At 42.7% G+C, this 321-nt stretch carries 1 pseudogene; it reads right to left on the bottom strand.

Annotated features, from left to right (window positions below):
• Positions 1-321 (bottom strand): annotated as a pseudogene (locus Q0822_RS18235) (hypothetical protein); the annotation flags it as partial.

Raw genomic sequence — 321 nt, forward strand, 5'->3', positions numbered from 1 at the left:
GTGGCTCACTTTCTATAACTTCAGTACTGTCTGTATGGGTACAACTCGTTACCGTTGACGTACTCAGATCGGTTACCATTACACTATAGGTTCCCCCTTGGTTTGGCATCAGACTTGAACTGGTCTCTGCTGTGAGTATCTCGTTGTTATAACTCCATTCAAAACTATAAGTTGTTGTTGATAAGCCGGTCTCTAAAATGAGTGGGTCTAGTACTTCTGTGCCATTGGTGTTCACACATAGAACGTAACTGTCCTCTAAATCGAACTCTGGTAATGGGTTGACCTGTAGGGTTAATGCTGCTACAGCATAACATATAGAGG

Source organism: uncultured Winogradskyella sp. (assembly GCF_947496485.1).
Classification (GTDB): Bacteria; Bacteroidota; Bacteroidia; order Flavobacteriales; family Flavobacteriaceae; genus Winogradskyella.